Source organism: Candidatus Pseudothioglobus sp. uisw_070, from assembly GCF_059512545.2.
Map to the genome: position 1 here is coordinate 1172324 of NZ_CM183456.2, position 13163 is coordinate 1185486.

Consider the following 13163-nt stretch of genomic DNA (forward strand, 5'->3'; position numbering starts at 1 on the left):
TAACCCTAAAAAAAATATTTTCTTTTAATAAAGAAAATATTTAAAGTTGGTAGTCACGGTCAGATTTGAACTGACGACTTCCACCATGTCATGGTGGCACTCTAACCAGCTGAGTTACGCGACTGAAAAATAGGAATTATACTGCTTCGAAAGCAGAGCGAATAATTTTTTGAATGTTAGTTGCAGCTTCATAGCGATTTTCTGCATTTTTAATTGGCCTTCCAACCACAATATAGTCAGAGCCACTCTTAAAAGCCATTGCAACATCGACTACTCGCTTCTGATCATCATCATTAGCTACTGGTCGGATACCTGGAGTTACTGCAATAAGCTTATTATCAATATGTTCACGAATATATGGAACTTCCAAACCAGAAGACACAATGCCATCACATCCAGCTTCAAAAGCTCTTTTAGCTCTTGAAATAACCAAATCTTTAACATTACAATCAAAACCTAAGTCATCTAAGTCACCTCTATCTAGGCTCGTTAACGCAGTAACAGCAAGAATCTTTAAACTATTTTTATTTTCAACTGCTTTTTCCATTAGGGCTTGATTACCATGGATAGTTGCAAAAGTTGCTCCATAATCACTTAACCTTGCAATCGTTCTGCCAACTGTCTCTGGTACGTCAAAAAATTTTAAATCCACAAAGACCTTTTTGTCATTTGCAATTAGCCAATCTAGTAATTCAAAGTATTGGCCTGTCATTAAAAGTTCCATACCAATTTTATAAAAATTAACACTGTCATCTAGCTCTGTAACAATTTTTTTGGCTTCTGAGACTTCAGGAACATCTAATGCAAAGATTAAACGATCTTCAATTTTAATATCTTTCATGAGTTTTTAATAATTTAAATAAGGCTATTACAGTAAATTTATGACAGGCTTAATTATATAGATAAGGTCAATAACTAGACTGAAGAAATATATTTTTTAGTCGCATTAAATAAAATTTTTGCAGCGCGCCCGCCCAAATGAATTTGATCAAATAGAAGCCACTGCCCTTTTGACTTTGCTATTTCATCCCATGACTTCTTAAAAATATAGTGGTGCATCATTCCGCCATAAATTCTTCTAATAATTGGAAGTGAGTTTGGATCATAATCACTTTTAACTGGGTAAGTTCTTTTAGATAATTCATCCCATAATAGGTTTGAGACTGGAATAAGGTTAATGTTTTTATTTTTTGCTGTTAACTCTATGAAGTCATTAAATTTTCTTACATGCTCATTAATTGCAGAATCTTTATTCTCACCAATAGGCGGGAGTGAGCATAAGGCAAGTTTCGATGTATCTTTAAGTCTATCAAGAAGTTTGGGTAATAATTTCTGATAACTTTCATAAGTTGGAATTTCGGGCAATTTATTTTTCGACTTGTAACGCTCTCCTGACTTTTTATTGAAAGAAGCCATTGCATCATTAGACCCAATCATCAGGATGACTATGTCAGGATGGCAATTTATAATTGGCTGAATTCTGTTATTTACTTGCCATACTACGTCACCATTAATACCTTCATTAAGGATTGTATCTTCTGGATACTCATTACGGAGGCTTTCAACCCAGCATTCACCAATATTTCCATGTGTTAATGAGTCTCCAATACAGGCTATAACTCGACCAGATTTTAAAGGTAGCACCTTAGATAGATCATCAGCCCTTCCATTTGGAGGGGTTGCTGCAATAGAGGAAACATAGAAAAAAGCAACTGTAATTAAAATTACAATTGCTATTGATAAATATAAGATAAAGAGAAGCACTAAGACTTAAAGCTCAGCTAGGACAAATTAATTACCAAGACCGTCAACAGTTACCTCAATCTTTATAACATCTTTAGAAGGCCTTCTGTTAGTTTTAAAGCTAACATCACGACCAGCATAGTCAACTGTAACCAAATAATGACTTAGTCTTTTTTCAATAACTTGTCTAACCTTTGTTTCGCAGACCTCTTGGCTAATTACTTTCTTTCCAGTTGTATTGGCTTTCTTTTCAGCATCATTTGCAATTGAAGCGCCCATAAGGGCCCCAAAAAGAGTCATAGCGTCTTTTCCATCGCCCTTTCCAAGCTTGTTTCCTATTGCGCCTCCAAGAACGGCACCAAATAATTCATTGGTTGCACTACCATCCCCACTTTGAACAGTTTCCTGGATATAGCACTCTTGATAAGGCTCATCGACCCTATATTGTTTATAAACCTTTTCAACTGAAGTAACAGTCGCAGAATCTACAAAACTACCTGCAAAAGACAATTGAGATGTAAGTATAAACAAAGTGATTAGTGAATTTTTTAAGATCGCTTGCATAAGTATGCTCCAGTAATGTTTAACCCCTATAATGTAAATTATATACTTTTTTGGAAATATTTTTGGAATTAGTTAATAATACTTTATATTATATCCATGACCCAATGTGTTCTTGGTGTTGGGCATTTAAGCCAACATGGCATAAAGTTTTAAAAGAATTACCAAGTCATATAAATGTTAATTATCTATTAGGTGGGCTGGCCCCTGATAGCGATTTACCAATGCCTTTTGAAACTCAAAAATATGTTCAAGACAATTGGATAAAAATTCAAAAAGTTGTCCCTGGTACAGAATTTAATTATGATTTTTGGACTCTAAATGAACCCAGGCGCTCAACATATCTCTCCTGTAGGGCAGTTATTTCTGCAAAAAAACAGCACCCTGATTTTGAAGTTTTAATGACTGAAGAAATCCAAAAAGCATACTACCTAAAAACCCTAAACCCCTCAAATGAAAATACATTAATTAACATTGCTCAGGATATTGGGCTTAATGAAGACTTATTTAAGGAGGATCTAAAATCGAGCGAAGTTAATGATCTTCTTCTTAATCAGATTCACACCACAAAAACCATGCCAATAAACGGCTTCCCATCATTAGTTCTAGTTAGAGAGAACAATCTTGAAAGGATAAATATTGACTATTTAAATTCTAATTACATTATTAATCAAATAATCACTTGAATAATTACTCATAAGTGGCAATAATATACCGCTTGCCTTGGTAGCTCAGCTGGATAGAGCGCTCGCCTCCTAAGCGAGGGGTCTCAAGTTCGAATCTTGACCAGGGCACCAAACTTAAAGAGCTCTTACTGTCAAAATACCCTCTACTCGCTTAATGTTTTCAATAGCCTTAGTGGAAATTTCATTTTCAAGATCAATAAGTGTGTAGGCAAAATCTCCTCTAGACTTGTTAATCATATCAAGAATATTAGCCTCTTCCTCAGCTATGGCCTTTGTTATTTGACGAACCATATTCGGAATATTTCTATGGGTAATAGCTAATCGCTCTTTGCCATCTCTAGGCATCCTTGCATCAGGAAAGTTTACAGAATTCACAATATTTCCATTTTCAAGATAATCTTTAATCTGTTTAGCAATCATGACAGCGCAATTATCTTCAGCTTCAGATGTAGAGGCGCCAAGATGGGGAAGTGCAATGACTCTTTCATGATTTTTTTTGTCATTGATTGGGAAATCAGTGACGTAATACTTTACTTTTCCAGAATCAAGAGCTTTCATTAATGCGTCTTCATCAACAATCCCATCTCTTGACATGTTAATTATTACTGAGCCCTCAGGTAACAAGGCAATACGTTTTGCATTTAATAAGTTTTTAGTTTCATCAATTAAGGGAACATGAAAAGAAACAAAATCACTCTTAGAAAATAATTCTTCTATAGTAGTCGCATCTTCAACTTCAGAAGAAATTTTCCAAGCATTCTTCTTAGTGATTGATGGGTCAAAACCAATAACATCCATTCCAAGGATGCTAGCTGCATTTGCAATTTCAACACCAATAGCACCAAGACCAACAATTCCTAATGTCTTTCCTGGCAATTCCGAGCCTGAATATTGTTTTTTTCCATCCTCTACGGTTGCCTTAAGGTTCTCAAGCGGTAAATTTTTTACATAGTTCCATGCCTGGCAAATATTACGACTAGCAAGAAGCATTGAAGAAATAACAAGCTCCTTAACTGCATTAGCATTTGCGCCTGGAGTGTTGAATACTACAACTCCTTTGCCACTCATTTTTTCAAGTGGAATATTGTTTACTCCTGCGCCAGCACGGCCAATAGCTTTAAGGTTTTCCCCAGTTTCTAATTCATGCATCTTGGCGCTTCGAACAAGTATTGCGTCTGGATTATTATCTTTAACTGTTACATCATAAATATCACTAGAAAATTTATCTAAACCTAGAGATGAAATGTTATTTAAAACTTGTACTTTAAGCATTACCCATAATCCTTTTCAAAATCACTCATAAAATTAACTAAGGCATCAACGCCCTCTTGAGGCATTGCATTATAAATGCTAGCCCTCATTCCTCCAACACTTCGATGACCTTTAAGTGCAAGTAATCCTGCTTCTTTTGAGCGTTCTAAAAATAAGTCATTTAGACTGTCATCTGCTAATAAAAATGGAACATTCATCCAAGAGCGATATTTAATTGAAACTGGGTTTGAATAAAAATCAGAGTTATCAATTACCTTATAAAGTGTTTTTGCTTTCGTATGATTTATTTTTTGAATCACACTCAATCCTCCCTGCTCTTTAAGCCATTCAAAAACGCGACCAGCAGCATACCATGGGAAAGTGGCAGGAGTGTTAAACATAGACTCATTGTTAGCTTGAGTTGAATAGTCAAAGAGTTTTGGTTGTCCTTTAACTACGTTACCAATTAAGTCTTCTCTTACAATAATAATTGTTAAGCCAGCAGGTCCAATATTTTTTTGAGCTCCTGCATAAATAACACCATATTTAGAAACATCAATCTCTCGAGAAAGAATCGTTGAGGACATATCAGCAACTAATGGGATATCAACTTCAGGAATATAATCAAACTCTAGTCCAGCAATTGTTTCATTTGGGGTGTAATGAAGATAAGCAGAATCTTGATCAATATTCCAATTTTTAAAATCATCGATATCAGTAAAATTATTCTCTGAGCTATCTGTACAAACATTAACTTTACAATAACGCTGCGCTTCAGCAATTGCTTTTACTGACCAGTGCCCTGTATTTGCATAGCAAGCTTTAGACTTTCCTCTTAACAGATTAATTGGAACCATTGAAAACTGAGCAGAGGCGCCACCCTGAAGAAATAAAACCTTGTAATTATTTGGAATATTTAAAAGATCTCTCAAATCCTTTTCAGATTTTTGAGCGGCCTCCATAAAGTCAACTCCTCGATGCGAAATTTCCATTACTGAAGCTTTAGAGTTTCCATACTCAATAAGTTCTTGCTGAATTTTTTTAAGTACTAAAGTAGGTAGCATTGCTGGCCCAGCACTAAAATTATATGTTTGTGTCATAATAAATAAAAGGCTTTAAACCTTTTTTTCAAAATTAAAAAAAAAACGCTCAGCTGTGCTCAATCTTGATAAGCCCATCCAAACGTCAATGTTTTAGCAAAAATAACCTTCGTTGGTTATAAATTGTGTTTGATTATACCTAAGCCAAAATAAACTTAAATTTACCTTTTATGTCAATTTGTTACATTTTTTTAATTCAGAATTTAAGATAAAGTGACTAAATTTGAAATCAAAAAAATCAGATCCTGTAAAATATTGATGCTGACAACCTTAGCAAATCATTCATTTATTAATGGAAACACTCATAATCCATACTCAAGATTTAATTATTGCTGAAAAGCTTACAAGGAGCCTTAAAGGCGACTTGGAAAAGCGAAAAAATCACTTTAGAATCCATACTGACTTTAATTTTACTATTGAAAAACTAAGACTAGAAAACACAGTTGACATAAATTTACATCATAAGAAGTTTAATTTTTCAGATATTAAGTTAGTTGTTAGTGATATGGACTCAACTTTAATAACTATTGAGACGATTGATGAAATTGCTAAGGAGTCAGGAATGTCCAATGAAGTCTCTTTAATTACTGAACAAGCAATGCAGGGTAGGCTGGACTTTACTGAGTCCTTTAAAAAAAGGATATCAATACTTAAAGGAGTTAACACTTCAGCATTTGAGTCTGTTTACACCAACTCTTTAAAATTAAGCCCTGGAGCCAAAGAGCTAATTAATTTTTTTAAATCAATTAGTGTAAAGTCAGCCATTATCTCAGGTGGCCTGAGTTACTTTGCTGAACGCCTTCATAAAAGTTTAGGAGTGGATACCTTTAGAGCCAATAATGTAGAGGTGACTAATAGCTGCCTCACTGGAGCAGTCTTAGGAAAAGTTATTGATGCCAATGAAAAAGCAAATTATATTAATGAGCTATGTTCGCTTTATCAACTAAAAAGAGAGCAAGTCATTGCTATTGGTGATGGCGCTAATGATTTACAAATGATGAAAATTGCTGGCGTGTCTGTTGCCTACCATGCCAAACCTATATTGCAAAAGAATTGTGATGTAATTATCAACTATGGTGGTCTCGATTCTGTGATTGATTTTTTTGAAGAAGATGGTTATTAATCAAACTAATTAATCTTAATTAAATATAAATTTTCATATAAAACTCATGAAAAATTCACTAAAATCTTTCCTGTACTGACTAGACTACCAATATCTTCTTATTTCCAACATTCAATTATGAATATTAAATTATTTACTATATTTTTATCTTTTTTCGCAATGCAGGCTATGGCTGATGATCATACGCACACTATTAGCGGAACAGTTACTGGATGTTCAACTAAGAATGCGGTCCATGTTCTTATTTATGAAGAGTCTGGATGGAAGGGCATGAATCATAGTCAAGAAAAAATTTATGAGCCAAGTAAAAGTGGCACTTGTGATGTTTCTTGGAGCATGGAAGTTCCTTCGGGTCCATACGCACTTGCTTCATTTGAAGATGAAAATAGTAATGGTAAGTTGGACTTCTTTTTCTTTATCCCTAAGGAGCCAGCAGGCTTTTATCAATTTAGTGGAATGGGAGCTCCTAAGTTCGACAAGATGAAAATTGATGTTGATAAAGACATGGACAGCATTGAAATAGCTTTACCATAGAATATTCAAATTAGTATTTAAATACTTATGACAGTGATTACTTCAATTATTGCTGGTTCTACAGGCCTAATAGGTGGAAATGTCATTAAAGTTCTGTCTAATAAAAAACAGAGCGCTATTGCTCTAACTCGAAGATCAATTCCCAACCTTCCGCCCAACATTACAGAAATGATTATTGATTTTGATGCTTTTGAAAAAAATGGCTCTCTGCCCTCTTGTAATAATGTATTTATTTGTCTTGGAACAACAATTAAAACTGCTGGAAGTAAAGAGAATTTTAGAAAAGTTGATATAGACTATTGCCTTAGTATTGCTAGAAAAGCCAAAGAATCGGGCGCTGAAACATTGAGTCTTATTTCTTCCATAGGTGCAAACAGTTCTTCAAAAAATTTCTATCTAAGGACAAAGGGTGAACTTGAAGAGTCCATTCAAAGTCTTGGCTTTTTAACAGTAAATATATTTAGGCCTAGTTTTTTAGTTGGAGAGCGCTCTGAAAAAAGACTAGCTGAAAAAATAGCAATAAATCTTGCAAAGATAATGGATCTTTTTTTAATTGGAACTGCAAGTAAATACAGAAGCGTTAAAGCAGAGTCTCTTGCTAAGACTATGGTTTTAAAAGCTGATGGTAAGCCTGGAATTAATTACTTCTATTTTGATGACTTTCTTAAATAACTCTATTTAAAAGTTACCAATACTTTTTACAAGAAGCTCTTTAACTATCCACTGAATTAATCTTATTCGAAATATAAGCTGTCACTGGTATAATATCCGCCATCTAAGTAACGTACATCAATAGGCAATGTCTGGCAATTCATTTGGAAAACTATTCACATTAACAACCGCTGGCGAAAGTCATGGTGATGCTCTTGTAGGCATTGTAGATGGCTGCCCTCCAGGGATGAAGCTTAAGGAAGAGGATCTTCAAGGTGATTTAGATCTTAGAAAGCCTGGAAGCTCAAGACACACCACTCAAAGAAGAGAGTCGGATACCATCAAAATAGTATCTGGAACTTTTGAAGGTGTAACTACTGGAACCCCTATTGCCCTTTTGATTGAAAATACTGATCAAAGACCAAGGGATTATACAAAAATTGCAAACTCTTTTAGGCCTGGTCATGCAGATTTCACCTATCAACAGAAATACGGAATTAGAGATTACCGTGGTGGTGGTCGCTCATCTGCTAGAGAAACTGCAATAAGAGTTGCAGCTGGTGGCATTGCTAAAAAATACCTAAAAGAAAAATATGGTATTGAAATTCGTGGGTACTTAGCCCAACTAGGACCAATTTCTTTTGAAAGTTTTGACTGGAAGGAGGTTCATAACAATCCTTTCTTTTGTCCTGATGCCAGCAAAGTAAATGAACTAGAAGACTATATGGATAACCTTAGAAAGTCAGGTGATTCAATTGGCGCAAGAATCAACATCGTTGCTAGCAAAATGATTACAGGACTTGGCGAGCCGATTTTTGATAGACTTGATGCTGATATTGCGCACGCAATGATGAGCATTAACGCTGTAAAAGGTATTGAAATTGGTGCTGGATTTAGTGTTGTTAATCAAAAAGGCTCGCTTCATAGAGATCCAATCACTCCTGATGGATTTACGTCAAATAACTCTGGAGGGATACTTGGTGGTATCAGCTCTGGTCAAGACCTTCTAGTTTCTATTGCCCTCAAGCCAACTTCCAGCATAAGACTTACTGCAGATAGTATTGATAAAAAGGGTAAAGCAACAGAAATTAGCACGACTGGCAGACATGACCCTTGCGTCGGTATTAGGGCAACCCCAATTGCAGAGGCAATGCTAGCAATTACATTAATGGATCACGCACTCAGACATCGCGCTCAAAATGCTGATGTATCTTCAACTACACCGCCTGTCCCTGCTGAAAAGCAATAGTTTCAACCCAATCTAAAAGGAAATAATGTTTAAGCTCATTCATAAGCGCGTTCCCAGTAACGCAAAAAACGATATCTTGTCGGGACTGACAGTAGCATTGGCATTGGTCCCTGAAGCTGTTGCATTTGCCCTTTTGGCAGGATTAAACCCACTAGTTGGGCTTTATGCCGCCTTTACTATTGGGCTCATTACATCAATCATAGGTGGAAGGCCCGGAATGATCTCTGGCGCTACAGGTGCTATTGCAGTTGTCATTGGGACCTTAGTTGCCATTCATGGGGTGGAGTACCTATTTGCAGCTGTCGTGTTAACTGGGCTCATTCAAATTGTATTTGGTCTATTTAAGATGGGTAAATTTATAAGACTTGTTCCTCACCCAGTTTTTCTAGGCTTTGTAAATGGCCTAGCAATTGTCATTTTTCTAGCGCAGGTTAAACAATTTAAAGTTGGCGGTGAGTGGATTACTGGAACCCCTCTAATGTTAATGCTAGTAATTATTGCAATTACAATGGCTATTATTCATTTTTTACCAAGATTAACTCGCGCAGTACCATCAACTCTAGTTGCAATTGTAATTGGAACAGTGGCAGTATTATTTTTAGGACTTGATACTAGGACAGTTGGAGATATTGCCCCTATTGGTGGTGTATTTCCTCCATTTAATTTACCCGATGTGCCAATTGATTTTGAGATGCTTAAAATTATTTTTCCTTACGCAATGATTATGGCTTTAGTTGGGCTTATTGAAAGCTTATTAACACTTAACTTAATTGATGATTTAACAGAAACCACAGGTCAGCCAAATCGTGAATGTATTGGACAAGGCGTTGCTAATACTGTTACAGGTTTTTTTGGCGGAATGGGTGGCTGCGCAATGGTTGGGCAAAGTCTGATTAATATTAAGTCTGGAGGAAGGGGAAGACTCTCTGGAATAGTTGCATCTATAATACTTCTATTTTTTATACTCTATCTTTCTAAATACATAGAAATGATTCCAGTTGCGGTTCTAATTGGCGTCATGATGATGGTCGTAATTGGCACCTTTGAGTGGGGTTCATTTCGATTATTTGGTAAGGTTCCAATGCCTGACATTATTGTTGGAATATCTGTTGCAGTAATAACTGTACTAACAGATAACTTGGCACTTGCAGTCATAACTGGCGTTATTATGTCAGCGCTTTCATATGCCTGGGAGTCTGCTGGAAAAATACAGTCTGTTGAAGAAGTTGAGTCAGATGGAAAAAAGACATACAGACTGCATGGCGCAATATTTTTTGCATCAATCAATACTTTTCATGCGATTTTTAGCCCGAAAGAAGACCCTGAAAATGTCTACATAGATTTTGAGGACTCAAGAGTGATAGATCACTCTGCAATTGAAGCAATTGATAAGCTTGCTGATCGTTACCAAAAAGCAGGAAAAACCCTACATTTAGTTCATCTTAGTGAAGAGTGCAGATTGCTTCTAAAAACAGCAAAACATTTAGTCGAAGTCAACGTCCTTGAAGACCCTCACTATCATGTCGCAATTGATAAGGCAAAGGCTAGAATTGAAGGAACCATCACTACTTAGAAGTTTACTAATATTTACTTCTTTACTAGAGACTCTAAAGGATAACTATTTTCCTTTTTCGTCGCCCCAAAGAATCTTATGAAGTTGTACCTGAAGTCGAACATTAAGTTGTTTCTCTAAAATCCAATCTGCTAATTGTGCTGGCTTTAAACTTTCATAAACTGGTGAAAACAGCACATCTGATAAAATCTCATGGTCTTTTAAAATACTACAACACCATTCAAAATCTGACCTTGAAGCTATTACAAACTTGAGCTGATCTTTGTTTTCTAAAAGCGCAATATTTTCATATCTATTTTGGTGTTGTTCTGTTGATGAAGGTGTTTTCAGGTCCATTACAATAGATACATTTTTATTTACCTTCGAAATATCAATACTGCCACTTGTTTCCATTGACACCTTGTATCCCTTTTCTATCAAAGTGTCCAACAAACCAAGACAATTACTTTGCGCCATTGGCTCTCCACCCGTAACACATATATAGTGTGTTTTATATTTTGAGATCTCAGCTAATATTTGCTCAATTGATAAAGGATTATTGCCTTTAAATGCATACGCAGTGTCACAATAATTACATCTTAATGGGCAGCCTGTCAGGCGAACAAACACAGTTGGAATTCCAACCTCTCTTGCCTCTCCTTGAAGCGAGTAGAAGATCTCTGTAATATTTAATGTCATATTATTTAAATTGCCCATCTCTTAATCGTTTTATTTGATTTCTAGTGTCTGCTGCCTGCTCAAATTTTAAATCCTCAGCAAACTTATACATCTCTTTTTCAAGTCGCTTTAGTTCTTTGGAGAGCTGAACAGGAGATAATTTTACTTGAATAGTTTCAGATATTAAATCATCAATATCAGATGCTGAAAGGTCTGTATCTAAAATATCAACAATCGGCTTCACAACGCCCATTGGTATTATTCCATGTTTTTTGTTATAGGCTTCCTGCTTGTCTCTTCTTGCAGATGTAACATCCATTGCTCTTTGTATTGAGTTAGTAATCCTGTCAGCATATAAGATAACGCTTCCATTAATATTTCGAGCAGCCCTTCCCATCGTTTGTATTAAAGATCGCTCTGAGCGAAGAAAGCCTTCTTTATCTGCATCTAAAATTGCAACTAGAGATACCTCTGGAATATCTAAACCTTCTCTTAAAAGATTTATCCCAACTAAAACATCAAAAACACCAAGACGTAAGTCTCGAATGATTTCTACCCTCTCAACGGTATCAATATCAGAATGAAGATATCTTACCTTTACATTATGATCATTTAAGTAGTCACTGAGCTGCTCTGACATCTTCTTAGTCAGTGTTGTCACTAAGACCCTTTCTTTTACAGCAACCCTTTTATGAATTTCAGATAGTAAATCATCAACCTGAGTTTCAACGGGCTTAATAACAATGCCTGGATCTAATAATCCAGTTGGCCTGACAACTTGCTCAGCAATAACAGTTGACATCTCTAATTCAAATTTTGCTGGAGTTGCTGAAACCAAAATACACTGGTTTAATCTTTCAGAAAATTCTTCAAATCTAAGTGGTCTATTGTCTAGAGCTGATGGCAGGCGAAAACCAAAATCTACGAGCGTTGTTTTTCTAGCCCTATCACCATTGTACATTGCCCCTATTTGGCTAACTGTAACGTGCGACTCATCTAAAATAATTAAAGAATCTTCGGGCATATAATCAAACAGGGTAGGTGGTGGTTCTCCTGGTTTTCTTCCAGATAAATAGCGGGAGTAATTCTCAATACCTGAGCAATAGCCTAGCTCTCTCATCATCTCCATATCCTGCGCTACTCTTTGAGAAAGTCTTTGATCTTCAACTAATTTATTTTGAGAAAGTAGTTCTTTTTTCCTTAAGCCAAGTTCTACCTTGATATCATCAAGGATATTTAATATGGTTGATTTAGGGGTAACGTAATGGGTCTTTGGATAAATAGTAACCCTTTGAAGAGACTTTAGTTTTTCTCCTGTTAGTGGATCAAACCATGAAAGACTTTCCACCTCATCATCAAACATCTCTATTCGAATTGCTCGCTCTTCAGAGTCTGCTGGAAATATATCAATTACCTCGCCCTTAACTCTAAAATGCCCTCGGATTAATGTAATGTCATTTCTTGAATATTGCATCTTTGATAATGTCGCAAGAATTTCTCTTTGCTTTGCAACCTCCCCAACAGTTAAATGAAGCAGCATTTTCATATAGCTTTCAGGATCTCCAAGACCATAGATAGCAGAAACACTTGCAATGATTATTACGTCTTTGCGCTCAAGAAGTGATTTGGTAGCAGAAAGTCTCATCTGCTCTATCTGTTCATTTATTGAAGCATCTTTCTCAATAAATGTGTCTGAGGCAGGAACATAGGCCTCTGGCTGGTAATAATCATAATAAGACACAAAGTATTCAACGGCATTGTTAGGAAAGAATTCTTTCATTTCACTATAAAGCTGAGCAGCTAAAGTTTTATTTGGGGCCATAATCAGACTAGGTTTTTGACTCTTCTCTATAACATTTGCAAGAGTAAATGTTTTGCCTGAGCCCGTGACACCAACGAGCGTTTGATACTTCTCTCCAGCCTCAATTCCGTCTAGTAACGTTTGAATAGCTTTTGGCTGATCACCCTTAGGTGAAAAATTCGATTTCAGTTGAAATTTTCTGGCCATTATCGGCAGTTTTTGATTAAAATAAAA

General features: G+C 35.9%; 13 protein-coding genes and 2 tRNA genes. 7 read left to right on the plus strand and 8 right to left on the minus strand.

The window, feature by feature from the left end; genetic code table 11:
- Nucleotides 1-47: 47 nt before the first annotated feature.
- The 4 genes from AC5YGD_RS05850 to AC5YGD_RS05865 form a co-directional block, all read right to left on the minus strand.
- A tRNA-Val gene (locus AC5YGD_RS05850) sits at nucleotides 48-124 on the minus strand.
- A 12-nt stretch (nucleotides 125-136) separates the two neighbouring features.
- Nucleotides 137-841 (minus strand): orotidine-5'-phosphate decarboxylase, encoded by a 705-nt coding sequence (gene pyrF / locus AC5YGD_RS05855; RefSeq protein WP_496141080.1) that lies wholly within the window; start codon nucleotides 839-841, stop codon nucleotides 137-139.
- 74 nt (nucleotides 842-915) lie between these two features.
- Nucleotides 916-1764 carry a GDSL-type esterase/lipase family protein gene (locus tag AC5YGD_RS05860; protein WP_496141081.1) on the minus strand — a complete coding sequence of 283 codons (849 nt, stop codon included), beginning with the start codon at nucleotides 1762-1764 and terminating at the stop codon, nucleotides 916-918.
- A 27-nt stretch (nucleotides 1765-1791) separates the two neighbouring features.
- Nucleotides 1792-2307, minus strand: coding sequence for a glycine zipper 2TM domain-containing protein (locus AC5YGD_RS05865; RefSeq protein ID WP_496141082.1), 516 nt, complete (start codon nucleotides 2305-2307; stop codon nucleotides 1792-1794).
- A gap of 62 nt (nucleotides 2308-2369) precedes the next feature.
- On the opposite strand from AC5YGD_RS05865, the gene AC5YGD_RS05870 reads away from it, so the two are divergent.
- Together AC5YGD_RS05870 and AC5YGD_RS05875 are read left to right on the plus strand one after the other, a co-directional pair.
- Entirely contained in the window at nucleotides 2370-2990 is a 621-nt protein-coding gene (locus AC5YGD_RS05870) for a DsbA family protein (protein ID WP_496141083.1), read from the plus strand.
- A 34-nt stretch (nucleotides 2991-3024) separates the two neighbouring features.
- Nucleotides 3025-3101, plus strand: a tRNA-Arg gene (locus tag AC5YGD_RS05875).
- Nucleotides 3102-3104: 3 nt separating this feature from the next.
- Here AC5YGD_RS05875 and AC5YGD_RS05880 read toward each other — a convergent pair.
- Both AC5YGD_RS05880 and serC read right to left on the minus strand, forming a co-directional pair.
- Nucleotides 3105-4262 (minus strand): NAD(P)-dependent oxidoreductase, encoded by a 1158-nt coding sequence (locus tag AC5YGD_RS05880; protein ID WP_496141084.1) that lies wholly within the window; start codon nucleotides 4260-4262, stop codon nucleotides 3105-3107.
- Nucleotides 4262-5341 carry a 3-phosphoserine/phosphohydroxythreonine transaminase gene (gene serC, locus AC5YGD_RS05885; RefSeq protein ID WP_496141085.1) on the minus strand — a complete coding sequence of 360 codons (1080 nt, stop codon included), beginning with the start codon at nucleotides 5339-5341 and terminating at the stop codon, nucleotides 4262-4264. The genes AC5YGD_RS05880 and serC overlap by 1 nt, the downstream gene beginning before the upstream one ends.
- A gap of 292 nt (nucleotides 5342-5633) precedes the next feature.
- Here serC and serB point away from each other — a divergent pair, with 292 nt between their 5' ends.
- The 5 genes from serB (at nucleotide 5634) to AC5YGD_RS05910 (ending at nucleotide 10471) form a co-directional block, all read left to right on the plus strand.
- Nucleotides 5634-6464, plus strand: coding sequence for a phosphoserine phosphatase SerB (gene serB / locus AC5YGD_RS05890; protein WP_496141086.1), 831 nt, complete (start codon nucleotides 5634-5636; stop codon nucleotides 6462-6464).
- 117 nt (nucleotides 6465-6581) lie between these two features.
- On the plus strand, nucleotides 6582-6998 hold the full coding sequence (locus AC5YGD_RS05895; RefSeq protein ID WP_496141087.1) for a DUF2141 domain-containing protein: 417 nt from the start codon (nucleotides 6582-6584) through the stop codon (nucleotides 6996-6998).
- Nucleotides 6999-7025: 27 nt separating this feature from the next.
- Entirely contained in the window at nucleotides 7026-7670 is a 645-nt protein-coding gene (locus AC5YGD_RS05900) for a Rossmann-fold NAD(P)-binding domain-containing protein (protein WP_496141088.1), read from the plus strand.
- Nucleotides 7671-7797: 127 nt separating this feature from the next.
- Nucleotides 7798-8898 (plus strand): chorismate synthase, encoded by a 1101-nt coding sequence (gene aroC / locus AC5YGD_RS05905; RefSeq protein ID WP_496141089.1) that lies wholly within the window; start codon nucleotides 7798-7800, stop codon nucleotides 8896-8898.
- 25 nt (nucleotides 8899-8923) lie between these two features.
- Nucleotides 8924-10471 (plus strand): SulP family inorganic anion transporter, encoded by a 1548-nt coding sequence (locus AC5YGD_RS05910; protein ID WP_496141090.1) that lies wholly within the window; start codon nucleotides 8924-8926, stop codon nucleotides 10469-10471.
- Between the two features lie 45 nt (nucleotides 10472-10516).
- On the opposite strand, the gene queE is transcribed toward AC5YGD_RS05910, so the two are convergent.
- Nucleotides 10517-11167: a 7-carboxy-7-deazaguanine synthase QueE gene (queE, locus tag AC5YGD_RS05915; protein ID WP_496141091.1), complete on the minus strand. Its 651-nt coding sequence runs from the start codon at nucleotides 11165-11167 to the stop codon at nucleotides 10517-10519.
- Nucleotides 11151-13136, minus strand: a complete 1986-nt coding sequence (gene uvrB / locus AC5YGD_RS05920) for an excinuclease ABC subunit UvrB (protein ID WP_416651065.1) — start codon at nucleotides 13134-13136, stop codon at nucleotides 11151-11153. Before uvrB ends, queE begins: the two co-directional genes overlap by 17 nt.
- Nucleotides 13137-13163 lie beyond the last annotated feature (27 nt).